Origin of the sequence: Legionella sp. 27cVA30 (assembly GCF_024160945.1) — a bacterium.
GTDB classification, from domain to species: domain Bacteria; phylum Pseudomonadota; class Gammaproteobacteria; order Legionellales; family Legionellaceae; genus Legionella_A; species Legionella_A septentrionalis.
The window spans coordinates 165,764-191,349 of the sequence record NZ_JAMYXK010000001.1 but is presented as its reverse complement, the minus strand read 5'-3'; the positions used below and the strand labels follow the sequence as shown (position 1 = coordinate 191,349).

The window sequence follows — 25,586 nt, the reverse complement described above, 5'->3', positions numbered from 1 at the left end:
AAAAAGAACGAGGTAATAAAGTTCATGTTTAGGAAACTTAGGGGTGTATTCTCTAACGATTTATCCATCGATTTAGGTACAGCAAATACACTCATTTACGTTAGAGATAAAGGCATCGTGCTGAATGAGCCCTCTGTGGTGGCTTTAAGAAACGAAGCTGGCCAGAAAAGAGTGGCTGCTGTGGGTCTTGAGGCAAAGCGCATGTTAGGCCGAACCCCTGGCAATATAAATGCTATCCGCCCGATGAAGGACGGCGTTATTGCAGATTTCTTTGTGACTGAGAAAATGCTGCAGCATTTCATTCATAAAGTGCATGAAAATCGGTTTTTAAGGCCAAGTCCGCGCGTATTGGTTTGCGTGCCTTGCGGTTCGACGCAAGTGGAGCGCCGTGCGATACGTGAATCAGCTATGGGAGCAGGAGCGCGTGAAGTCTTCTTAATTGAAGAACCCATGGCAGCTGCTTTAGGTTCTGGCATGCCGGTTGAGGAAGCAAGCGGTTCGATGGTTGTTGATATCGGCGGTGGCACCACGGAAGTGGCGATCATTTCGCTAAGCGGAATCGTTTATCATCAATCCGTACGCATTGGTGGTGATAAGTTTGATGACGCCATTGTCTCTTACGTTCGCCGCAACTACGGTACATTAATCGGTGAAACAACCGCTGAGCGCATTAAGCATGAGATTGGTTCAGCATTCCCAAGCCGCGATCTGTTTGAAATTGAAGTGCGCGGCCGTAATCTTGCCGAAGGCGTGCCACGCAGTTTTACCTTAACCAGTGCAGAAATCCTGGAAGCTTTGCAAGAACCCTTGTCAGGTATTGTAGGTGCAGTGCGTGCCGCTTTGGAATTGGCGCCACCAGAGCTCGCTGCAGATATTGCCGAGCGCGGTATGGTGTTAACCGGGGGCGGAGCTTTATTGAAAAATATGGATACATTGTTAATGGAAGAAACCGGCTTGCCAGTACTGGTGGCTGAAGATCCGTTAACTTGTGTGGCTCGCGGTGGTGGTAAAGCTTTAGAAACCATGGACTTGCGTGGTGGCGATTTCTTATCAACTGAATAATTCTCATAGCCGGTTATTTGTCAAAGGCAAACACTCTTCCTTAAGTTTTGTGTTTGCTTTGGCTGTTTCATTGGCTCTTATGATTGCTGACGACCATTACCGATATTTGGACGAGGTTCGCAGCGGTTTTTCTTTACTTGTTGCTCCAGTGCAATACGCAGTGGACTATCCTGTGCGCATTATAGGCTGGGGAAAATCCTTAATGAGCACCAAAAAGGCACTTATTGATGAAAATATGCAATTGCGCCATCAACAAACCATGTTGGAAGCACAATTACAAAAGCTTCTCGTCATCCGCAATGAAAACTCGCAATTAAAAGAATTACTTCTGGCTTCCGTTAATGGCCATACAAGAGCCATGGCTGCCCAAATTCTCGCAGTGGATACTAGTGTTTCCCGTCAAATATTGGTTTTAAACAAAGGCAAACGTGATGGTGTGTTCCGCGGACAACCCGTACTGGATGCCAAAGGCGTTATGGGGCAAGTCATCGATGTAGGAGTAATGACCAGCACGGTTTTATTAATTTCTGACTCCAAAAGCGCTGTTCCTGTGCAAAATAACCGCACCGGTGAGCGTGCCATTTTGGTCGGGAAAAATAACATCAGCCAGCTGTCGCTCATTAATTTGCCAAAATCTTCTGCTATCGTAAAAGGGGATTTACTGGTGACATCCGGTTTGGGTCGTCGTTACCCGGAGGGTTATCCTGTGGGTGAAGTTGAAGAAGTTAAAAACATGCCGGGTGAAGAATTTATTAAGGTAAGTGTCAAACCAATAGCGCTGTTAAATCGCAATCGATTGGTATTATTGATATGGCCAGAAAAAGAATATGCTCAATTGTCTGCAGAAATAACCGAGCGCTTGAATGCGCTGGAGGATGATAAGTCCGTATCTAAGACTAAAAATCTGGCGGCCAATGCGGTGAGTGCAAGCGGAGCATAAAGGATAATGAAATAACATGATTTATGTAACGGCAAGATTTTTATTGAGTTTGCTTCTCACTTTAATTTTAACCATTCTCCCCATGCCTGAGTTTTTAATGGGTATTCGGCCTGCGTGGGTTCTGCTGTTGGTGCTTTATGCACAATTTTTAATGTCAGGGCATATGAATGTTCTTTTTTTGCTGATCATCGGATTATGCTTGGATGTCCTTTTATCTACCGTCATTGGAGAACACGCATTTGCGTTGTTGATTACCTGTTGGCTGGCTGCCAAAAAAGGAAGGCGGTTTAATTTTTTCCCCCTTGGGCAGCAAATGGTTTTTATTGCCCTTTTTTGTTTGACTTATCAGGCTGTGCTGCTGTTGTTGGATGCTTTTTTAGGAAATCATTATAACCCTATCGTTGCATTGAGTAGTGCTTTGTTAGGTACGGTTCTATGGCCTTGGATACGAATAATTGCCGACAGCGTCTTTTTATCGAAATCCTATCGTTAGCTCATCTTACCAGCATCATCCTATTTAAATTTTCCTGTCTAATGAGCCCGACCTATTTGGGACAAACCTGCTGCCCATGCTATGATGATTGCTTTAAAAATTGATGGAGAAGTCTATGACCTTTGAAAAAATTCAGGTGCCTGCGCAAGGTGAAGCCATTACTGTCAAGGACGGAAAACTGCATGTGCCCAATCAGCCAATTATTCCATTTATTGAAGGGGATGGGATTGGGGTCGATGTAACACCAGCCATGCTAAAAGTTGTCGATGCAGCAGTAAACAAAGCATATGGCAGCGAGAGGAAAATAGCTTGGATGGAAGTTTATGCCGGGGAGAAGGCTACGCAAGTGTACGGGCACAATGAATGGTTGCCTAAAGAAACATTGAATGCTTTAAAGCAATTTGCAGTTTCCATCAAAGGTCCTCTAACAACTCCAGTAGGCGGTGGTATCCGCTCTTTAAATGTGACTATCCGTCAGGATTTAGATCTTTATGTTTGCTTGCGTCCCGTACGTTATTTTAAGGGTACTCCCAGTCCAGTTAAAGAGCCCTGGAAAACCAATATGGTTATTTTTAGAGAAAACTCAGAAGATATTTATGCAGGGATCGAATGGCAAGCGGATACGATGGAAGCAAAAAAAATCATTCATTTCCTGCAGCAAGAAATGGGCGTTAAAAAAATTCGCTTTCCGGAGCATTGTGGCATTGGAATTAAACCGGTTTCCAAGGCTGGTACGTCTCGCCTGGTAAGAGCTGCTATCCAGTATGCCATCGATAATGATCGCGATTCGGTGACTTTGGTGCATAAAGGCAATATTATGAAATTCACTGAAGGTGCGTTTAAAGACTGGGGATATGAAGTAGCCCGTCAGGATTTCGCTGCCAAAGAGTATGAGGGCGGGCCATGGATGCAGATTAAAAATCCAAAAACGGGCAAAACCATTATCGTTAAAGACGTGATTGCCGATGCATTCCTGCAGCAAATTTTACTAAGACCTGAAGAATACAGCGTCATTGCTACCTTGAATTTAAATGGTGATTATATTTCGGATGCCCTGGCAGCTCAGGTGGGTGGGATTGGTATAGCACCTGGAGCCAATTTAAGCGATAGCATTGCAGTTTTTGAAGCCACGCACGGAACTGCACCTAAATATGCTGGCCAAGATAAAGTAAACCCAGGCTCAATCATTTTATCGGCTGAAATGATGTTGCGCCACTTGTGCTGGACGGAAGCGGCAGATTACATTCTTAAGGGTGTGGAAGGAGCAATTGAAGCAAAAACAGTGACTTATGATTTTGCAAGATTAATGGACGGTGCGACTTGTGTCAGCTGCTCTGGGTTTGCGGACGCTATAATTAAACATATGTAATCTTCATGGGTAAGGAGCGGTAAGAATCGCTCCTTACTTCGGGATTAAAACTGTTTTTACTGGCCAAAATCGTAATGAAATACTATAAATTAGTATAAGGTGTGATGTAATGAGTGGGTGGAATTTGGGGGAGATTGTAGAGCGTAAGGTGGCTGAAGCAAAAGCTTTACCAGCGCTTAAACAACCTCGAAAATATAAAGTCATTCTGCTCAACGATGATTACACACCCATGGATTTTGTTGTTGATGTGTTAAAGCGTTTTTTTCATTTGAATGAAGAACTTGCTGTACAAATTATGCTTCAGGTTCATCTTCAAGGAAGGGGAGTATGCGGGGTATTCACCCGTGATATAGCAGAGACTAAAGTTGTTTTGGTTAATGATTATGCCAGACAAAATGACCATCCATTGCTGTGTAGCATGGAACCAGAGTAAGTAGCAGTGCTGGATAGGAGGAGCAGCGATATGTTAAATAAAGAGCTTGAATTCACCCTTAATCTAGCTTTTAAAGAAGCAAAAGAAAAACGTCATGAATTTATGACGGTTGAGCACTTACTGTTGTCGCTGCTTGATAATCCTGCTGCAGGGAATGTATTGCAAGCTTGTGATGCCAACATTGAAGCGCTGCGTCGTGATTTAATCGAATTCATTGACGAAACCACACCAAGGATCCCAGAGGATGAAGTGGATCGCGAAACCCAACCGACACTTGGTTTTCAGCGTGTTTTACAACGTGCTGTGTTTCACGTCCAATCAGCGGGTAAGACCGAAGTAAGCGGGGCGAATGTGCTTGCAGCTATTTTCAGCGAGCAGGAAAGCCAGGCTGTTTATTTTTTACGGCGTGAAAACATTACGCGCCTGGATGTTATCAATTATATTTCGCACGGCGTCTCCAAATATCAAAATAACGACATGCATGACGGCATGAATTCTGCCATGGATGAAGAAATGATGTCTGCTGAAGGCAATGAATCGCCTTTGGAAAGCTATTGTATGAATTTAAACAAGCGCGCAAAAATGGGGAAAATTGATCCTCTTATTGGGCGCCACGAAGAAATTCAGCGCACGGTACAGGTGCTTTGCCGTCGCCGTAAAAATAACCCATTGCTGGTGGGCGAGGCGGGTGTTGGGAAAACTGCCATCGCCGAGGGGTTGGCACGGCGCATTGTCGATGGTGAAGTCCCTGAAGCAATCAAAAACTGCGTAGTTTATTCTCTGGATTTGGGAGCTCTGTTGGCCGGCACCAAATATCGTGGGGATTTTGAGAAACGGCTGAAAGCTGTGTTAAAACAATTGGGCGATCAAGATGGTGGTATTTTGTTTATTGATGAAATTCATACGATCATCGGTGCCGGCGCTGCTTCTGGCGGAGTAATGGATGCGTCCAATTTAATCAAACCCTTGCTGGCAAACGGCGAGTTAAAATGCATTGGTTCAACCACTTACCAAGAATACCGCGGCATCTTTGAAAAAGACAGAGCTCTGGCCCGCCGCTTCCAAAAAGTGGATATCACCGAGCCAAGCATTGAAGAAACATTTGAAATTTTAAAAGGATTAAAGGGGCGCCTGGAAGCTCATCATGGCGTTAAATTTTCTGTCCCATCCTTAAGGGCCGCTGCGGAATTGTCGGCTAAATATATTAATGAGCGTTTCTTGCCGGATAAAGCAATTGATGTGGTTGATGAAGCGGGTGCCTATCAGAATCTCATGCCACCATCAAAACGTAAAAAAATCATTAGTGTTACTGAGATTGAAAATGTAGTGGCTAAAATAGCCAGAATACCGCTTAAAAAAGTTTCAGCCCGTGATAAGGATACGTTGCGTAACTTGGAACGTGATCTTAAATTGCTGGTTTACGGTCAAGACGATGCCATTACCGCTTTGGCGTCTGCCATCAAATTATCGCGCTCAGGGTTGCGCGACCCGGAAAAACCAGTAGGGTGTTTCCTATTTGCAGGGCCTACCGGGGTCGGTAAAACAGAAGTCACACGCCAACTTGCTAATGTATTGGGCATCGAGCTTTTACGTTTTGACATGTCCGAGTATATGGAAAAACATACGGTATCACGCTTGATTGGTGCACCTCCGGGATATGTAGGCTATGATCAGGGCGGGTTATTGACCGAAGCTGTGACGAAAAATCCACATTCTGTCGTGTTATTGGATGAAATTGAAAAAGCACACCCCGATGTGTTTAATTTATTGCTGCAAATTATGGATCATGGCACCTTGACTGATACGAATGGGCGCCAAGCCGATTTCCGTCATGTAATTTTAGTAATGACCAGCAACGCCGGTGCTAGTGAAATCAGCCGCAATTCCATAGGCTTTTCCTTGCAAGACAATAGCAACGATGGTTTGGAAGCCATCAAGCGGCAATTTAGTCCGGAATTTAGAAACCGACTTGATGCAATCATCAATTTTACAGCTCTTAACGTTGAAACAATTGGCTTGGTGGTTGACAAATTCATTATGGAGCTTGAAGAGCAATTGAGTAGTAAAGGTGTTACGTTTACCGTAGAAAAATCAGCTCGTGAATGGTTAATTGAACATGGTTATAACAAAACCATGGGAGCTCGCCCGATGGCGCGTTTAATCCAGGATCACATCAAGAAGCCTCTGGCTGAAGAGCTTTTGTTCGGTAAATTAGCCAATGGCGGCCATGTAACTTTAAAGATGAAAGATGACAAGCTTCATTTTGATAATCACGATTATCGCGAAGGGGTTTGTTAACACGGTAAAAATTTGTTTGGTTTTTTAATCCCAAGCTTTATTAAGCCCGGTTGGTGCAGCAGCGAACCGGGCTTAATCTTTTCTCAACAGCACTTACCATTTCTTTCATGTTTAGGGTAAAATGCCAGCAAAACTTTTAATTTCAAAACACCCTGCATGCTTAGTGTTGTTATTATTGCTAAAAATGAAGAAATTAATATTCGACGTTGCCTTGAATCCATTGCATGGGCTGATGAAATTATTGTATTGGATTCAGGAAGCACGGACCAAACTGTAGAAATTGCCAAAGAATATACTGAGAAAGTTTATCAAACTGACTGGCAAGGATATGGGGTGCAGAAACAAAGGGCACTGGCTGCGGCTTCAGGTGACTGGGTATTAAATTTGGATGCGGATGAATCCGTAGATGCGGTGCTGAAGCAAGAAATTGTGGCTGCTATTGCTGGCAACAAGGCTGATGCGTACCGAGTTCCCATCCGCATGTATTTCTACGATAAACCTTTGCGCTATTCTTCAAGCCCCAAGCGGCACGTACGCTTGTTCAAACGGCAAGGAGCTTATTACAGTAATGACATTGTTCATGAAAAAGTAATTTTACCCGCAGGCGCCAGGATCGAGAAAATCCATACACCACTTAGGCATCACTCTTATCGGGATGTAAGTCATGCCCTTTATAAATTGAACCGATATTCATCTTACAGCGCTAAAATACGGTTACAAGAGAAAAAACATGCTACCTTTTTAAAAACGTTATTAGGGACGGGGTGGATGTTCTTTCGCTGTTATATTCTGCAACGCGGCTTTATGGATGGAAAGGAAGGGTTCATATTTGCACTTTTGAATGCACAAGGAACCTATTACCGCGGCTTAAAACAATTATATCCAGATTCTACACTTAACGAACTACCATCAATTAAGGACAGCGCATGATGCCAGGGATTACTATTACACGTGGGCAGTTGACGGCTCAATCCATGTTGCCATTTTTTTTAGCTTTAACCGTGTTTGCCATTCCAATCAGTTCTACCGCTAAAAGTGTATTTTTATTTTTATCCGTATCTTCAATCGTTTTTTCCCCTGTTTATAGGCAAGATTTATTAAATACTCTTAACAAGCCCTGGTGTAAGGCGGCTTTAAGTTTATTTTTTGTTGCATTCGTTGCATGTTTTTGGAGCCGTGCCTCGCATCATGATCAAATGCTTGTCATTGAGAAATATAGCAAGTTATTGTATTTGCCCATTTTAGCAGTCGGATTTCAAAATAAACGCACCCGTAGTTTAGCCATTCATGCTTTTTTATTAGCCATGACCATCACTTGTACACTTTCCATCCTAAAACTTGCAGGTTTTGTTAAGTATCATGGGGACGATCCTGGACATGTATTCCGCAATCATATTATGACCGGCTACATGATGGCATTTGCCAGCTATCTATCTGCTTTATTATTTGTCCGGGCACGCGGGAAACACCGTGCTTTATATGCTGTTTTATGTTTGTTTTTCAGTTATCAAATATGGTTTGTAAATACCGGACGTACTGGCTATGTCATCTATGCTTTACTGATGATGCTTTTAATTTTGCAAATTTTATCGTGGCGTCAGGCTATATTAGCCGGGATATTAGGTTTTGCTGCACTAACCATGCTTTATTATGAAAATGCAGATCTTCATGCGCGTGTGGCGCAAGTTGCAGCGGATTGGCAGCATTACCAACAAGATAATAAGGACACATCCATTGGTTATCGCCTGCAATTTCATGAATTTGCCAGAGAATTGTTTTCACGGCGTCCCTGGTTTGGGAATGGAACGGGGGGATTTACTTATTCATTTGCAAAAGAAAAACCAGTTCCTTCATGGGATAGAAAATTATTGGAACCTCACAGCCAGTATTGGTTGATAGCCTCGGAATTTGGCATTGCGGGCTTGGTTTTGCTCGGTTTCTTTTTTGGCAGCCTTTTTTTTAGTGCTTTCAGACTGAAAACGATGGGGGTAATTGCCATCGCCGTATTGCTGCCATTCATGGCTGGAAATTTGTCGGATTCTTTATTGTTTTATTCAGGTACGGGCTATTTCTTTATTTTATTTATGGCTTTGTGTTTGGGGGAATCTATTCGGCCCGAACCCGTTAATTCCTTTGAATTTAATGTGGAAGAAGTTGCTAGGAACTAAAATGAACCCTTATCGCGGGCTCCTGACGCGTCACTGTGGCTAGCCAAGCAGAGCTGATAAAGCAGGCGTGAGCAAGTTGGCTACAGTTGCATTAAACGCGGCAAATTCCGTCAAGAGTATTGCAAGGTAAGCTGGTTAAATCGAACCATAACCAATGGAAAACTATTGCTGCGCACTTAACAAGTAAGTAAAAATTACCATTTTTCAGCGGAAGTAAGATTACAGCAACATGCCGCTTTATCTCGCTTAAAACTGCAAATTGCATGAATCTCTTTAAAATTACATTTATGAATATTCAGTTAAGTTATAACAATATCCTGAAATACTTAATTGGGGGTGGAATCTCAGGAATGCTTGAGTATGTAGATCTAATGATAAAAATTATTGAGGCTTGTTATCTTATTTAAGAAACTACCAATGATTAAATTTATTTGATTTTGAATGGTTTTGTTGCCCCTATCGCATAGTTCAATATGTTTTGCTTCATTAAGTTTTACAATAGTCATATTTAATCCTCCACAATCTCTTTGATCCGGCAAAACATCGGGATCTGCATTGGTATCATTCCCTCGAATAGATAGTATTGGGAATTTACTGTTCCGGGGAAAAGGCATACGCAAACTATCAAGTGAGATTACAGATTGAACTAAATAAGGATATTGTTTAGCAAATAGCAAAAAATATCGCCTCCATTTGAATGCCCAACCAAAATAACTTTATTGAAATTTATAAATGGGTACTGAAAGGTCAACGCATTTTCTACAAACAGGATATTTAAAACACCTCTGTTCCATAATGGTTTTCTACATTGGTATAAATTACCAGTGCGGGGTAAAGGTGAATCCGTACTCAGATCATATTTAAGAGCAATATTGATCATTACAGCCTCAATTTTCGCTATTTTCGAATGAATAATCCGCATCCTAAAGCCCTTCATTTTGGGAAGCTTTCTATAGCGCCTTGCACTTCCGGTTTACAATCCGGATTAATCAGTAATGGCTTATCAGGATCTACCAGGATAATGTTATCACTGGACGGGATTTAAAAGGCAAGTTTTAATTGTTCCCAGTATTGGTTGTAAAGGGTGACCGTGTCATCGCCGACATCGCGTTGAAAATAACCACGTTCGAGAGTTTTTTGCGAGGGATAAGTCAGTGGATTGTTACGGATCGTTTCAGGCAGTAATGCTTTGCCTTGGGCATTGGTAATAGCATGGCCTTCCAACAATGCGATTTGCTTTGCTATTTCAGGTTTTAGTAGGAAATTAATAAATTGATAAGCTTCCTCTGCATGAGGAGGATTACGCGGAATGGCGAGGCAATCGGACCAGATCACAAATCCATCTTCAGGATATACAAACTCGATTTGGTTGTTTTCCAATCGAGCCTTGAATGCATCGCCGTTCCACACACTGCCTGCATTTGCATCTTCATCAATCATAATGGCTTGTATGCTTTCGCTGGCAAACAATTTAATATTGGGAGTAAGTTGCAACAATTTTTCATACGCGGCTTTGATGTGTTCTGCATCATGATCGTTGGGTGAATACCCTAGGCTCATCAAGGCAATGGAAAATACTTCACGGGCATCGTCCAGCAACAATAACTGGCGTTTAAACTGTTTTTCCCAGAATTCGCCCCAGCGTTTCGGAGCTTTTTTTATCCAGTTTTTATTATAAAAAATGCCAGTAGCTCCCCAGGTTAAGGGAATGCTGTATTGGTTTTTGGGATCAAAGTCACTGTCGACAAACATGGGTTCCAAATTTATAAGATTTGGAATGTTGGCATGATTCAGCTTAGTAAGCATCCCCAGTTTTTTCATGCGCTCAACATAGTAGCCAGAAGGCAAAATCACGTCGTAGACATTGTTTCTGCTGGCTTTTAGTTTGGCATACATTGTCTCATTACTGTCATAAGTCGAAAAATTTACTTTAATGCCGGTTTCAAGTTCAAATTCACGAACGACTTGTTTAGGTATTTCTCCTCCCCAAACATAAACATTTACAGTTTTTTGTCCAAACAGTGCTGTGGGGATAAAAAATAAGAAAAAGAAAAACTGTTTCATGTTGTTTTCCGTGCCAAACGGTGAGCAATTACCACAAGAATCATCGAGATAAAAAAAGTAATGGTGCATAAAGCATTTAATTCCGGTGTCACGCCTGCACGCACCAGGGAATAAATAGTAAGAGGCAAAATATTAAAATCAGGTCCGGCTACGAAATAGCTGATGATTACGTCATCAAAAGACAAGGTAAAACACAATAAAAAAGCGCTTAATACAGCCGGCCATAATAACGGCAATAGAATTTTAGTCAATGCAGTAAAGCGCGTAGCCCCTAAATCCAAGGCGCAGAAATAAATATTTGCATCCAGTGTATGGATACGGCTATTTATGGTAAGCACCACAAAAGGAATACAAAAGGTAATATGAGCAATCAACAGACTAAAGAAACCTAAAGGAATTGCCGTGATGTTGAAGAAAGTCAAAAGAGCCACACCCAATACCAAATCCGGTATTACAACCAGTAAAATAAGCAGGCTAAATAAAGTAATGCGGTACTGAGTTCGGTGTAAAAATAAATAAGTACATGCCAACAAACCTGTAACGGTAGCTACTATTGCCGCGCTTAGCCCTAATATTACTGAGTGCAGGAATGCTAACCATAGCTCGCGATCATGAAAAAGCTCTACGTACCATCGCGTTGAAAATCCATGCCATTGCAGGGAAAACTTTGCTTTATTCACGGAATAAAGAATAAGCACCAAAATTGGAAAGTACAATAAAATATAAATTAAAGCGAGATAGGTTTTTTGCACGAAGGATTTCAATGGATGATCTCCTTGCCATGACGACGATAGAAAAACAATAACAGCAGCAGTAAAGTGGTTAAAATGGTACTTGTGGCAGCTCCTTGTGGCCAATTTTCCAATACTAGAAATTGGTTTTGAATCATATTACCCAGCAGGATGGAACGGGCGCCCCCTAAAATATTAGGAATATAAAACAAAGTCATGGCCGGCAAAAACACCAGCAAGCACCCTGAAATAATTCCACCTAAGGTATTGGGTAAAAAGACACGAAAGAAAATTTGCCATTTGTTTGCTCCCAAATCTTTGGCTGCTTCTATTAATCTGAAATCAAAGCGCTCCATGTTTGTAAAGATAGGCAATACCATAAATGGAAACAAGTTATAGACTAAGCCGCTAATGACGGCAAAATTTGTATAAAGTAAGGAAAGAGGCTGTTCGATAAGATGCAATTTTAATAACACTAAATTTAAAATTCCTTTAAATTTTAATATTGCAATTAAGGAATAGGTACGCACTAGCGAACTCGTCCAAAAAGGGATAATGATGAGCAGCAGCAACAGCGATTGTTGTCTTGATTTAACCAATAAATAACTAAAAGGATAAGCCAGCAACAGACAGCTTAGTGTTGTAAATGCCGCAATAATAAAAGAACGTAAAAAAACTTTAAGGAAAAATGGCGACGTCAATTCGCTGTAATTATGCAAGGTAACCGGGAATGTAACCAGATGCGTGCTATCTTTTGATAAAAAGCTGGTTAATAAAATCAAGGTTAATGGCAAAAAACCAAACAGGATGAGCCATAAAAATAAAAAATAAATGGAAAATGGCTTAGCTTTCATAAGGCAATAACACTTCCCAACCTGGATACCATTGTATCCAAACAGCCTCGTTGATAGCGTATTCTAGCTTATCATCATCTTCATCAAAAAACTCAGAAGCATTAACAAGCTTGCCGGAAGGCAATTTAACCGTTAAATCCACGGTAGAGCCTTTATAGACAATATCTACAATTTTGCCGGGCAACATGCCTTCCGTGTGGGTGATTTCGTTTTCACCCCATACGCGGATATCTTCTGGGCGGATGATTAAATGGATCTTCTCACCGATTTTAAAGCGCCCGGTGTTCTTACACTCCAAGCGGATGGATTCAATTTCCGTATACAAACTATCATTGTGGACGCTTTGCACTTTGATATCAAAAATGTTTGTCTCGCCAATGAATTTTGCCACATGTAAATTAATGGGTGTTTCATATACTTGTCGCGGCGTGCCAATTTGTTCTATGTGCCCATGGTTAAAAATGACGATGCGATCCGACATGGATAGCGCTTCTTCCTGATCGTGGGTGACGAAAATGAACGTCATGTTTAATGTTTTTTGTAATTGTTTTAATTCGTATTGCATGGACTTGCGCAGGCGATAATCCAATGAACTTAGCGGCTCATCTAAAAGCAGAACTTGGGGTCGGCTGATAATTGCACGTGCAATAGCGACGCGCTGTTGTTGTCCACCGCTTAATTGTCTTATCCAGCGCTGGGCAAACGATTCCAGACGCACGAGCTTGAGCGCATCGGCGACGCGGTGTTTGATTTCGGTTTCACCCATACCCTTACAGCGCAGGGCAAAAGCAACATTTTCAAAAACATTTAAATGCGGGAATAAAGCATAGCTTTGGAAAACCGTATGGACATCCCGTTTTTGTGGCGGAAGATGATTGACGCATTCGCCATTGATGTAAATGTTGCCGGAGCTAGGTTGTTCAAAACCGGATATCATCCTAAGCAACGTGGTTTTACCGCACCCTGAGGGACCCAATAGCGTCAGAAATTCCCCTGGGTGCACTGATAAGGAGACATCGCTTAGGATAACGGCTGCTCCATATGATTTATAAACCTCTTTGATTTCAATCAATGGAATAGGCATGGCTTTGCATTTAAAAAAGGTCGAATTATGAAGCCTGGCATATTATTTGTCCATAGAGATTTGCAAGACATGCTTGCCTTGAGCAAAGCTGTTTGGCTCGACACAGCAAGCAGGAACACAAAAACGAATCCCTACCAAACCGAAACGCGGTCAATAGTCGTTTGCAGGCTGCATACTTCTGAAATTCCGCCATTATTACAAATGACGGTTCCTTTGGCAGGATCAATTGCCATGACGCCGCCTTGCCACAGACAACACCCTTGAATTTTCTGCAAATCCATAACGGCATGGCGACTACAATAGCAAGACGAATAATATCCATTGTTACAAACAAAACGTCCTGCGGATGAATCGCAATAATTAATACCCCCCATATTTTCACAGCAACTCGGGCAAGCACTGTATTGCGCAACTGGTGGCGGACACGGATTGGTGCAAGGTTGAGTTTTACAGATATTGACCGCGTGCACAGCAAAGGCTGCAGCAATTAAAAAAAGCCCAAAAATTAAGCGTAATGAATGCATTACCAGTTCCATTAAATAGATATCGATCAGAATACCATATAGTTATGGCAAATCAATTTCATTATTGTGCAAATGTTTCCCGTTTATGCCCCAATGTTTTCATCGGTTAAACTGGGATTTTTTATCTCCAAATCCACGGCTTCTATTTGCTGAAAGCGCTGGGTAATTTTACGTGCAGATGTGTTCACGTCAGTGACATCTTGATGAGCCTGATCGATATGTTTGGATAATTTATCCATTCTTTTTTCAAATCGCTGAAAGTCATCTGCAAGCGCTTGCAAATGTTTTTGAATGATATGCACTTGTTTGCGGGTGGCATCATCTTTTAGCACAGCTCTTGCGGTTGTTAAAACGGCCATTAAAGTCGTTGGAGAAACCAGCCATACTTTTAAACGCTGGGAGAGGGTGATGATTTCCGGATAATTAGCGTGGATTTCCGCAAAAATAGCTTCGGCTGGAATAAACATCACGGCGCCATCCGTGGTTTCATTGGGAATAATGTATTTTTCAGCTATGTCTTTAATGTGTTTTTGCAAATCGGTACGGAATTGTTGCTGCAAGGATTTACGCTCTACAGAATTGGCAGCAGTATTCATTATTTTTTGATACGTTTCCAAAGGAAATTTGGCGTCAATTACAATATGGCCGGAAGGTTCAGGGAGGAATAAAACACAATCGGCGCGTTTTTGGTTGCTAAGGGTGTATTGTAAACGATAGTGGTTGCTCGGGATCATATTGGCAACCAGGGTGGATAACTGGACTTCTCCAAATGCCCCGCGAGCTCTCTTATCCATCAAGACATCTTGCAGGTCGACTACGTGGTGAGATAACTCGGTTATTTTCTTTTGCGCTTCATCGATAATAGTCAAGCGGCGTACTACATCGGTAAAGGTGGACGAAGTTTTTTCGAAACCTTCTGTCAGACGATGGTTTACTTGCTGGGTGAGGTTATGCAAATGATTGCGTATTTCTTCGGTCAAGGTTTGCAAGTGCGAGCTTAAAGAGCCGGCATGTTGCTTAAAACTATGCTGTATTTGTTCACGGACATCAGCCATTTGACCTTGCAAGGTTTGGGTGATGAGTTGTTGGTTTAGCAACTGGCCGTGCGCAATTTTTTCATAAATGGTTTGTTGGCTTGCTAGATAAGTTTCGTGGATATCTAACTGAAGTTTATGAATAATTTGCGTTAACAGTTGTTGTAATTTTTCATAGCGTCTAAACAATAACAGTAATAACAAAAATTGCAGGATGATGCCTGCAGCCAGAGAAATGGTAATAAGAGGCAAATTATTCATAAATTCCTTTGTATTCGGCTTAAAGCCATAAGAATCTGATGGGTTGTATGTTGCTAGTGTATGGCAAAAATGTAAAGATTCAGCAACTGACTATTTCCCATCAATCAATATGAACGACCAAGCGGTTTTAAAACAAATTAATGAATTACGCGAGCGAGTGAGGCTTTATGACTATCATTATTATGTTTTAGACGAACCGCTGGTTCCAGATGCGGAATATGATCGATGCTTTAAGGCATTACAAGCCCTTGAAGAGCAATATCCGCAATATTTAACATCCGATTCACCTACTCAACGGGTAGGGGCAATGCCAGCTTCTGCTTTACAGCCCATTGCGCACCGCAAACCGATGCTTTCGTTGGCCAACGTGTTTACTGAGGAAGAATTGCATGCATTTATTAAACGCGTTGCCGATCGATTGCATCATCCTGAAGAGCAATTGATCTTTGCTTGCGAGCCAAAGTTAGACGGACTTGCCGTTAATTTGACATACGAACACGGGACCCTGGTATCCGCCGCTACGCGCGGAGATGGTTCTGTCGGCGAAAATATCATCAACAATATTAAAACCATTGCAGCGGTGCCATTAAAATTAATGAGTGAAAAGACGCCAAACTTCATTGAAGTACGTGGTGAAGTCTATATGCCCAAAGCTGGATTTGAGGCATTTAATGAGCAAGCGCGTAAACAAGGTGAAAAAACATTTGCAAATCCACGCAATGCCGCTGCCGGGAGCCTTCGTCAGTTAAATCCTGCCATCACTGCCCGCAGGCCATTAGCTATTTATTGTTATGGTTTTGGGGCGCATGAAGGAATTAGCCTCCCGGATAGTCATATTGCCCAAATTGCACTGTTAAAGGAATTAGGGTTTAGAGTAAATTCAGAAACTAAAGTTGTACAAGGGTTAAAAGGGTGCCTGCAATACTATGAAGCGATATTAAAAAAGCGTGATGCTCTGCCGTATGAAATTGATGGGGTAGTCTACAAAGTTGACAGTAACCGTTTGCAGGAAAAGTTAGGGTATGTAGCGCGCGCCCCGCGTTTTGCCTGTGCTCATAAGTTTCCAGCGAGTGAAGAAATGACTACCTTGCTTGCGGTGGATTTCCAGGTAGGCCGTACTGGTGCATTAACACCTGTGGCACGCTTAAAGCCGGTCAGTGTTGCAGGCGTCACGGTTAGTAATGCCACGTTGCACAATATGGATGAAATCGAACGCAAGGATGTGCGTATTGGCGATGTGGTCGTTGTCCGCCGTGCCGGGGATGTCATCCCGGAAGTGGTGGCGGTGGTTGCGGAAAAGCGCCCATCCGATACGCAAATGATTTCCATGCCAACTCATTGTCCAGTTTGCGGTGCTGAAGTGATTCGCGAAGAAGGGGAAGCTGTATCGCGTTGCACGGGTGGCTTGTTTTGCAAAGCGCAGCTTAAAAGAATGATATTGCATTTTGCTTCGCGCCGGGCAATGGCTATTGATGGATTGGGGGACGTTTTAGTGGAGCAATTAATTGCTGCCGGTTTATTAAATGATGTATCTGATATTTATACTTTAACCTTGGAACAGTTGGCCAGTTTACCGCGTATGGGCCAAAAATCAGCTGAAAATTTACTCAAGGCCATCGAGCATAGTAAAAATACGACGTTGCAACGGTTTTTATATGCTCTCGGTATTCGCGAAATTGGTGAAGCAAGCGCTCATATCTTGGCGACTCATTTTAGCGATATAGATGACTTGCACAAAGCTTCGATAGACAAGCTCACTACTTTAAAAGATATAGGGCCGGTGGCGGCTGCGCACGTCGTTCATTTTTTTGCCCAACGACATAATATGGAAGTAATTAAAAAATTACAGGGTTACGGGGTGTACTGGCCACAGAAACAAATTGCAAAAGTAAATACAGAGCATCTATTTTATGCTAAAACACTGGTTTTAACCGGGAGTTTGTCCAGCATGAGCCGAGACGAAGCCAAGGAGAAATTGTTGACTATCGGTGCTCGTGTTGCTGGCAGTGTGTCTAATAAAACAGATTATGTGGTGGCAGGGGAAGATCCTGGGTCAAAATTGGATAAAGCGGAAAAATTGGGAGTAAGCATTCTTACTGAACAAGAATTTATTGCCATGCTGGAAAATAAAGTGAATTAGCGTGAGGGTTAGAAGCACTTAATTCAGTCAGGGAGAATAGATTGAATATTTTGAGGTTAATCTTGCTTATGCTGCTGCTAACAAATCATTGGATTGCAGTTGCCGGTAATTTTATTTTGAACAATCCATACCCTGCTGAAGAATCAACACAAAAAATTTATTACACTTCGTTTAGCGGCCAACCTAAAACGCTCGATCCCGCCAAATCTTATTCAAGTAATGAATATCAATTCATTGGCCAAATCTATGAGCCTGTTTTGCAATATGATTATTTAACCCGCCCCTATACTTTGATCCCGTTAACGGCCGTCCGTATGCCTGAGGTGCGTTATTACAATAAAAACGGTAAAGAAATAGCACCGAGCCAGGCGCAACAAGCTGCATCGATAGCATATTCAGTGTACACAATTCACCTTAAAGCGGGCATTATGTATCAACCTCATCCCGCTTTTGCGCGTGCTCCTGATGGGCAATACCGCTATCATAATTTAGATGCCGATTTCCTGGACGACTATGATATTGATACATTAGCGGATTTTGAGTTTTCAGATACGCGCGAGCTTATAGCTGATGATTATATCTATGAAATCAAGCGCCTTGCCAATCCAGCCGTAAATTCGCCCATTTATGGGCTTTTAAGCGAATACATCGAAGGTTTTCGCGAGTTTGCTAAAACGCTTCCCGTTGCAAAAAATCCAAATGAGTACATCGACTTGCGCCCGTATCCACTGCGAGGTGTGAAAAAAATTGACAATTATACTTTTGAAATCACCATCAAAGGATTATATCCACAGTTTGCTTTCTGGCTTGCCATGCCTTTTTTTGCGCCTATACCTTGGGAAGCGGATCGGTTTTATTCCCAAGCTGGAATGGATGATAAAAATCTGGATTTAAGTTGGTATCCTGTGGGGACCGGCCCTTTTATGCTGAGTGAGAATAATCCGAACAGCCGCATGGTTTTGGAAAAAAATCCCAACTACCATCCAGAGTTTTTTCCGGAAGAAGGCAGTTTGGAAGATGAACAGCAAGGCTATTTGCACCATAAAAATCAGGAATTGCCATTAATTGAGAAAGCAATTTATACCCTGGAAAAAGAAGCGATACCGCGCTGGAATAAATTTTTGCAAGGTTATTTTGATTTATCAGGGGTTGGGACAGACAGTTTTGATCAAGCCATTAAAATCACCCATACGGGCGCTACTGTCTTGACGCCTGAAATGAAAGAAAAAGGGATCCGTCTAACGCAGGTTGACGATCCCTCGATTTATTATATAGGCTTTAATATGCTTGACCCCATCGTTGGCGGCAACAGCGAGCGTGCGCGTAAACTCAGGCAAGCTATTTCCATAGCGGTTAATTTTGACGAAAACATTGCCATTTTTTTCAATGGTCGCGGCCAAGCTGCGCAAGGTCCAATTCCTCCAGGAATTTTTGGACATCGCGAGGGAAAGGAAGGCATTAATCCCTACGTATACAAATGGATTGGCAACGAACCTAAACGACGTTCTATCCAAGATGCAAAAGCTTTAATGAAAGAGGCGGGTTACCCTGGCGGAATGGATAAGGCGACAGGTAAGCCCTTAATCTTACATTATGATGTGCCTGCTACAGGCGGCCCGGATGATAAAGAACAATTAAATTGGATGCACAAGCAATTTGCACGCATTGGCATTGCATTAAACATACGTGCTACACAATACAATCGTTTTCAGGAAAAAATGCGGAATGGCAATGCGCAAATCTTTAGCTGGGGGTGGAATGCCGATTACCCGGATCCTGAGAATTTTTTATTTTTGTTATATGGGCCTAATGGTAAGGTAAAGTATGGTGGCGAGAATGCCACAAATTACCATAACCCAGTTTATGACCGCTTGTTTGATTTAATGAAAAACCGTAATAATGATGCAAAACGCCAGGAATTAATCGATCAAATGGTTGCTATTCTGCGTCGGGATGCGCCATGGATATGGGGCATCAATAGTCAAAGCCTTATTTTGAGCCAGCAATGGGTTGCTCCTATTAAAACGAATACCATTTCTCAAAATACATTAAAATACATCGCAATCGACGTTCCCATGCGAAACCACTTCAGGGAAATTTGGAACCGTCCCATTTTATGGCCTGTCGGTTTGTTTTTATTATTGCTCTTGTTTTTATTGTTGCCTTTTATCGTGGCTTACTTTCTTAAACAAAGAGATCGTGCTCCGAGAATAGTTTTATGACCCAGTATTTAATAAGACGAATTCTATACATGGTTCCTATTTTGCTGGGAATTAATATCCTGACCTTTGCATTATTTTTTATGGTGAATTCCCCAGACGATATGGCGCGGATGCAGCTGGGGCAAAAACACATTAAAGAGGAAGCTATAGCTGAATGGAAAGCGCAGCGCGGCTATGATTTGCCTTTATTCTATAATGCCGAAGCATCCGGCACGAAGCAATTGACGCAAACCCTGTTTTTCCAGAAATCACTGCTTTTATTTGCTTTTGATTTTGGCGTTTCGGATGCAGGGCGGGATATCAGTTACGATGTCATGGAGCGAATGTGGCCGAGTCTTGCTATTGCCATTCCGGCATTAATATGCAGCGTCATCATCAACATCATGTTTGCCATGCTGATGGCGTTTTTCCGCTCAAGTTATCTGGATTTAAGCGGGGTAATTGCTTGCATTATTTTAATGTCTATTTCCACTATGTTCTATATCATTGGGGGACAATATATTTTTGGAAAAATTTTGCGGCTGGTGCCGATTTCAGGTTACGACGATGGTTTCGACAGCATTAAATTTGTTTTTCTGCCTGTATTAATTTCGGTCATTGGCGGCCTGGGCGCTGGCAGCCGTTGGTATCGTACCTTATTTCTGGAAGAAATGGATAAAGATTATGTTAAAACTGCCCGGGCCAAAGGCTTATCCGAGGTGCGCGTATTATTTCGACATGTGTTAAAAAATGCCATGCTGCCAATTTTGACCGGGATTGTCGTCATTATTCCCACGCTGTTTATGGGAAGCCTTGTTTTAGAATCGTTTTTTGGTATTCCCGGTTTAGGAAGTTATATCATCGATGCCATTCAACAACAGGATTTTGCCATTGTAAGAGCCATGGTTTTTCTTGGATCCGTTCTTTATATTGTAGGGTTAATTTTAACGGATATTTCCTACACATTGGTGGACCCGCGCGTGAGATTAAAATGAACCTTGAATTACTTTGGACGGATCAATGTTTTCTAATCGTTCTAATTTTAAGCTTGATAGTTATTGCTAACTCATTGCGCAAGGAACATGTGCGACGTGCTTATCGACAAATTTTTTCGAAACCGATCGCGGTAGGCTCTGCAATTATTTTATTGTTTTTCTTGTTAATTGCCCTGTTGGATTCAGTGCACTTCAACAAACCTGGAAGAGATACATCCAGTTCATTGCTGGATTATGTATTGGCCCCCTTGGATTCCACATTTGAAAAGACTTATTCAGCCCCTTTAGCATTGACATTGTACACAAGTGAAACCGTATTCTCAGCAGGCCATGCACAACAAATTTACCCACGCTTGAAATACATCTCACGCGATTTAAAAGACGCAGTCCAAGTGAAACAGTTATTAGCAAGGATTATATTAAAATCTGTGACTTATAGCCTTTTGGCCATCATGATCTCATGGTTTTTCTTTGCTCTTTTTAGAAAATGGTATAACGGGAAAGGCTTTTTTTTCTTCACACGGGCAAATGTCAGCGCGCTCGCTACCTTATTGCTGCTGTTGATTTTTGCCATGGGTAGTTTATGGCTGTCGCAATATCTCCATGTTTTAGGGACAGGAAAGATTGGACAAGATATTTATTATTATGCGCTAAAGAGTATCCGTACAGGTTTAATCATCGGTATGCTCACCACGTTGTTCATGATGCCCCTGGCTTTATTACTAGGGATTGCAGCCGGGTATTATGGGGGGGTTATTGATGACACCATCCAATACATTTATACAACGTTAAGCTCCATACCAGGGGTATTGTTAATCACGGCTTCGGTGCTTTCCATGCAAACTTACATAGCCAATCATCCGGAGCAATTCACGACTTTGGCGCAGCGGGCCGATGCCCGTCTGCTCGCGCTCTGTTTTATTTTAGGGATCACCAGCTGGACCAGTTTATGCCGCTTGCTGCGTGCTGAGGCATTAAAAATACGTGAAATTGATTTCGTCATGGCGGCCAAGGCCTTAGGCAGCAGTTCCATTAAAATTATTTTTAAACATTTATTGCCAAACGTAATGCATATCGTGTTGATCACGCTGGTATTGGATTTCAGTTTTTTGGTGTTGGCAGAAGCCGTTCTCTCCTACGTTGGGGTAGGGGTTTCCCCGTTAACCATCAGTTGGGGAAATATGATCAATACCGCACGCTTAGAATTAGCAAGAGATCCCATTGTCTGGTGGCCTATGGCAGCCGCGTTTATTTTTATGTTTATTTTGGTTCTTGCCAGCAACTTGTTTGCTGATGCAGTGAGGGATGCTTTTGATCCAAGGCAGGCGAGCGTTTAGCTTCTTTCATTTAAAAATAATAAACAAGTTAAGCATCTTCAGTTAAAATCCCTGTTTCCTGTAAATTGATATAACAATTTAATCATCAAGAATATGGATTAGGCTCAATGCAATCACGTTTTGTTCATCTGCGTATACATAGTGAATATTCTCTAATTGATGGTTTGATTCGTATTAAACCATTAATGAAAGCACTGCCCGAAAAAGGGATGAATGCAGTAGCTGTAACGGATAATTGCAATTTATTTGCCGCTGTAAAGATATTTCAAAGCGCTACTGCGGAGGGAATTAAACCCATACTTGGGTGCGATTTACCGTGCCATGATCCTGAAAAACCAGACTTGACTTATTCTTTGTTGTTATTGTGTCAAAATGAAACGGGTTACCGCAATTTAACACGATTGGTATCAAAAGGTTATCAAGAAGGGCAATATCAGGGTGAACCGCGTATCCAATGGGCATGGATACCTCAATATGCAGACGGATTGATTGCTTTATCGGGCGGACGTCTAGGCGATATCGGGCAGGCGTTGCTGGCAGGTGATGAGAAACGTGCACTGGAGTTGGCAAAAAAATGGTCGGACGTTTTCCCTAATCGTTATTATCTGGAAATACAACGAACGGATCGCCCCGATGAAGATACTTACAATGAAAAAATAGTAAAGTTAGCGGAAACGCTTAATTTGCCGCTTGTAGCAACCAATGACGTGCGTTTCCTGCAGCAGGAAGACTATCATGCCCATGAAGCGCGGGTGTGTATCCATCAAGGCCGTACATTGGCGGATCCATCGCGTCCACGTAGCTATAGTGCAAAACAGTATTTGCGTTCTGCCGATGAAATGAGCGAATTATTTAGCGATATCCCGCAAGCTATCCAAAATACCGTTGAAATTAGCAAGCGTTGTACGGTAAAGCTTGATTTAGGTAAAAACTATCTACCAAATTTTCCTGTACCAGCCGGCGATACGGTTGAAAATTATTTATCGCATTTATCCACACTTGGGCTTAATGAACGGTTGCAGCAAATTTTTCGCGACAAGCCAGAGGTTTTGTCAGCTAAGCGCCCTATCTATGAAGAACGTCTTAAGATTGAATTAAATGTCATTAATTCAATGGGATTTGCAGGGTATTTCCTCATTGTTGCCGATTTCATCAAATGGGCTAAAAATAACAATGTGCCTGTAGGACCAGGGAGAGGATCAGGAGCTGGTTCTCTCGTAGCTTATGCATTGCATATAACCGACTTAGACCCGTTGCAATATGATTTACTGTTTGAGCGTTTCCTAAACCCCGAACGCGTTTCCATGCCCGATTTTGATATTGATTTTTGCATGGAAGGCAGGGATCGGGTGATTGATTACGTAGCCGAAAAATATGGACGCAACAGCGTGTCGCAAATCATTACCTTTGGTTCCATGGCAGCAAAAGCCGTAGTGCGGGATGTTGGGCGCGTGTTGGGGCATCCCTATGGTTTTGTGGATAAACTAGCCAAACTTATTCCATTTGAGTTGGGTATCACCTTAAATAAAGCGCTTGAGCAAGAAGATGAATTGCGCCGCCGTTATGAAGATGAGGAAGAAGTTAAGGAATTATTTGATTTGGCTTTAAAGCTTGAAGGAATCACCCGCAATGCAGGCAAACATGCCGGTGGAGTGGTAATTGCACCTTCCGAGTTAACGGATTTTACTGCAATTTACTGTGAAGAGGGTTCCACGCAATTAGTTAGTCAATTTGACAAGGATGATGTGGAATCTGCGGGTTTGGTGAAATTTGACTTTTTAGGCTTAAGGACGCTGACTATTATTAATTGGGCTTTAACCACAATTAATCAGCAAAGGCAAAGAGACAATCTTGCGGCAATTGATATTAATGAAATCCCCATGGACGATGCCGCCACATTTGATTTATTAAAAGCTTGTCAAACCACAGCGGTATTCCAGCTTGAGTCACGCGGCATGAAAGAGCTTATTCACCGCTTACAACCAGACTGCTTTGAAGACATCATTGCTTTAGTTGCCTTGTTTCGCCCCGGCCCATTGCAATCGGGAATGGTAGATGATTTTATCGACCGCAAACATGGACGAGCTAAAGTTGAATACCCTCATCCGGATTTAGAGCCAATTTTAAAGCCAACTTACGGGGTTATTCTTTATCAAGAACAAGTGATGCAAATTGCCCAAGTATTAGCCAATTACACCTTGGGAGCGGCCGATTTATTGCGGCGGGCCATGGGTAAGAAAAAACCGGAAGAAATGGCAAAACAGCGGGAAATTTTTACTGAAGGAGCCAGTAAACGCGGTGTCGACGTGCAGACAGCTACGTATATTTTCGATTTGATGGAGAAATTTGCGGGCTACGGATTTAACAAATCGCATTCTGCTGCTTATGCTTTAGTGGCTTACCAAACCGCTTGGTTAAAGGCTCATTTTCCCGCAGCATTCATGGCTGCGGTCATGTCTTCCGATATGGATAATACGGACAAGGTGGTTAATTTTATTCATGAATGCAAGCACATGAATTTAACTATTTTACCGCCCTCTATTAACCGTTCCGATTACCATTTCACAACGCTTGATGATACAACCATTGTTTACGGTCTGGGGGCAATTAAAGGTGTAGGGGAAGCAGCAATCCAAATTTTGGTTGATGAACGCAGCAAGGGATTGTATGAGGGATTGTTTAGTGTGTGCCAACGCTTGGATATGCGCAAGGCAAACCGACGCGTTCTTGAGGCTTTGATAAAAAGTGGGGCAATGGATGAATGGGGCATAGAACGTGCTGTTTTATATGCATCACTAGATAAAGCCATGCAAGCAGGGGCACATTTTCACCAAACCCAAAGCAGCGGTCAAACCAACCTCTTTACATTATTCGATGAGCAAGAAGAGCAAGAAGATTATCTTGTTTGTCCGCCATGGCATGAGAAAACCCGCTTGGAAGGGGAAAAAGAAACTTTAGGATTTTACCTAAGTGGGCATCCGGCAGGTATTTATTTACAAGAATTTAGCGAATTTACCCAGCCTATCAGCAGATTATCGGCTTCATTGACCAAAAAAGTACTTATTTGTGGTTTGGTAACGAATGTTAGACGTATATTGACCAAGCGTGGTAAGAAACTAGCCATTATTGGTTTGGAAGATTCCACTGGAAATCTTGATCTGGTGGCTTTTTCAGAAATATTCGAAGCGTGTCAAAATCCAATTCAGGCAGGGCAGATCTTATTGGTAGAAGGTGAGCTTGCCCAGGATGATTACACGGGTGGCGTAAAAATGACTGCTACCGCATTACTTGATTTGCATGAAGCGAGAACCCGATTTGCCAAATACCTGCATATAAAGCTTACTGAGCAAGATGCAAGTCTACTGCCCGCATTACAATCAGTCTTAAAAGCACATCAAGGCGGATGCGGAATTAGAATTCATTATGAAAATAAAAAAGCCAAGGCAGTGCTCAACCTGGGAGCAGGCTGGTCTATTGTGCCGAGCGATGAGGCATTGAGCATACTTGCAAGTTTGCTTAATAAAGATCGAGTCAAGCTTTGCTATAGCTAAAGTGAAGCAGGCCAAGCTTGTGCATCCTATACTTAATTTACCGGAGT

Annotated in this window: 20 protein-coding genes; 13 read left to right on the top strand and 7 right to left on the bottom strand. The window is 42.2% G+C overall.

Annotated features, from left to right (window positions below; all coding sequences use genetic code 11):
- The first annotated feature begins 24 nt into the window (after positions 1-24).
- The 8 genes from NKV53_RS00875 to NKV53_RS00840 all read left to right on the top strand — a co-directional run bounded on the left by NKV53_RS00875 (position 25) and on the right by NKV53_RS00840 (position 8,763).
- Positions 25-1,062, top strand: coding sequence for a rod shape-determining protein (locus NKV53_RS00875; RefSeq protein ID WP_126954127.1), 1,038 nt, complete (start codon positions 25-27; stop codon positions 1,060-1,062).
- Positions 1,037-2,002: a rod shape-determining protein MreC gene (mreC, locus tag NKV53_RS00870; protein ID WP_233581870.1), complete on the top strand. Its 966-nt coding sequence runs from the start codon at positions 1,037-1,039 to the stop codon at positions 2,000-2,002. Before NKV53_RS00875 ends, mreC begins: the two co-directional genes overlap by 26 nt.
- Before the next feature lie 16 nt (positions 2,003-2,018).
- A complete protein-coding gene (gene mreD, locus NKV53_RS00865; protein WP_126954126.1) occupies positions 2,019-2,495 on the top strand; it encodes a rod shape-determining protein MreD in 477 nt (158 codons plus the stop codon).
- A 115-nt stretch (positions 2,496-2,610) separates the two neighbouring features.
- Positions 2,611-3,864, top strand: coding sequence for an NADP-dependent isocitrate dehydrogenase (icd, locus tag NKV53_RS00860; protein WP_199737721.1), 1,254 nt, complete (start codon positions 2,611-2,613; stop codon positions 3,862-3,864).
- A gap of 109 nt (positions 3,865-3,973) precedes the next feature.
- Positions 3,974-4,297: an ATP-dependent Clp protease adapter ClpS gene (gene clpS / locus NKV53_RS00855; protein WP_126954124.1), complete on the top strand. Its 324-nt coding sequence runs from the start codon at positions 3,974-3,976 to the stop codon at positions 4,295-4,297.
- A gap of 30 nt (positions 4,298-4,327) precedes the next feature.
- Complete coding sequence (gene clpA / locus NKV53_RS00850) at positions 4,328-6,595, top strand: ATP-dependent Clp protease ATP-binding subunit ClpA (RefSeq protein ID WP_126954123.1); 2,268 nt, start codon at positions 4,328-4,330, stop codon at positions 6,593-6,595.
- A 156-nt stretch (positions 6,596-6,751) separates the two neighbouring features.
- On the top strand, positions 6,752-7,525 hold the full coding sequence (locus NKV53_RS00845; protein WP_126954122.1) for a glycosyltransferase family 2 protein: 774 nt from the start codon (positions 6,752-6,754) through the stop codon (positions 7,523-7,525).
- A complete protein-coding gene (locus tag NKV53_RS00840; protein ID WP_126954121.1) occupies positions 7,522-8,763 on the top strand; it encodes an O-antigen ligase in 1,242 nt (413 codons plus the stop codon). The genes NKV53_RS00845 and NKV53_RS00840 overlap by 4 nt, the downstream gene beginning before the upstream one ends.
- Before the next feature lie 368 nt (positions 8,764-9,131).
- On the opposite strand, the gene NKV53_RS00835 is transcribed toward NKV53_RS00840, so the two are convergent.
- The 7 genes from NKV53_RS00835 to NKV53_RS00805 form a co-directional block, all read right to left on the bottom strand.
- Positions 9,132-9,440, bottom strand: coding sequence for a hypothetical protein (locus NKV53_RS00835; protein ID WP_126954120.1), 309 nt, complete (start codon positions 9,438-9,440; stop codon positions 9,132-9,134).
- Between the two features lie 364 nt (positions 9,441-9,804).
- Entirely contained in the window at positions 9,805-10,827 is a 1,023-nt protein-coding gene (locus NKV53_RS00830; protein WP_126954119.1) for a PotD/PotF family extracellular solute-binding protein, read from the bottom strand.
- The gene (locus NKV53_RS00825; RefSeq protein ID WP_126954118.1) at positions 10,824-11,591 is read right to left on the bottom strand and encodes an ABC transporter permease subunit; all 768 of its coding nucleotides are present in this window, start codon (positions 11,589-11,591) and stop codon (positions 10,824-10,826) included. Before NKV53_RS00825 ends, NKV53_RS00830 begins: the two co-directional genes overlap by 4 nt.
- A complete protein-coding gene (locus NKV53_RS00820; protein ID WP_126954117.1) occupies positions 11,588-12,412 on the bottom strand; it encodes an ABC transporter permease in 825 nt (274 codons plus the stop codon). The genes NKV53_RS00825 and NKV53_RS00820 overlap by 4 nt, the downstream gene beginning before the upstream one ends.
- Complete coding sequence (gene potA, locus NKV53_RS00815) at positions 12,402-13,496, bottom strand: spermidine/putrescine ABC transporter ATP-binding protein PotA (protein ID WP_126954116.1); 1,095 nt, start codon at positions 13,494-13,496, stop codon at positions 12,402-12,404. Before potA ends, NKV53_RS00820 begins: the two co-directional genes overlap by 11 nt.
- 131 nt (positions 13,497-13,627) lie before the next feature.
- A complete protein-coding gene (locus tag NKV53_RS00810; protein WP_126954115.1) occupies positions 13,628-14,020 on the bottom strand; it encodes a neurogenic locus notch in 393 nt (130 codons plus the stop codon).
- Positions 14,021-14,103: 83 nt separating this feature from the next.
- On the bottom strand, positions 14,104-15,315 hold the full coding sequence (locus tag NKV53_RS00805; RefSeq protein WP_126954114.1) for a DNA recombination protein RmuC: 1,212 nt from the start codon (positions 15,313-15,315) through the stop codon (positions 14,104-14,106).
- A 109-nt stretch (positions 15,316-15,424) separates the two neighbouring features.
- Between NKV53_RS00805 and ligA the strand changes: the two genes are divergently transcribed.
- From ligA to dnaE, 5 genes are all read left to right on the top strand, one after another.
- Complete coding sequence (gene ligA / locus NKV53_RS00800; protein WP_253350546.1) at positions 15,425-17,455, top strand: NAD-dependent DNA ligase LigA; 2,031 nt, start codon at positions 15,425-15,427, stop codon at positions 17,453-17,455.
- Between the two features lie 68 nt (positions 17,456-17,523).
- Entirely contained in the window at positions 17,524-19,677 is a 2,154-nt protein-coding gene (locus NKV53_RS00795; RefSeq protein ID WP_253350544.1) for an ABC transporter substrate-binding protein, read from the top strand.
- The gene (locus tag NKV53_RS00790) at positions 19,674-20,651 is read left to right on the top strand and encodes an ABC transporter permease (RefSeq protein ID WP_126954111.1); all 978 of its coding nucleotides are present in this window, start codon (positions 19,674-19,676) and stop codon (positions 20,649-20,651) included. Before NKV53_RS00795 ends, NKV53_RS00790 begins: the two co-directional genes overlap by 4 nt.
- Positions 20,648-21,988, top strand: coding sequence for an ABC transporter permease (locus NKV53_RS00785; RefSeq protein ID WP_253350542.1), 1,341 nt, complete (start codon positions 20,648-20,650; stop codon positions 21,986-21,988). Before NKV53_RS00790 ends, NKV53_RS00785 begins: the two co-directional genes overlap by 4 nt.
- A 107-nt stretch (positions 21,989-22,095) precedes the next feature.
- Positions 22,096-25,539, top strand: coding sequence for a DNA polymerase III subunit alpha (gene dnaE, locus NKV53_RS00780; RefSeq protein WP_253350540.1), 3,444 nt, complete (start codon positions 22,096-22,098; stop codon positions 25,537-25,539).
- Positions 25,540-25,586: the final 47 nt, after the last annotated feature.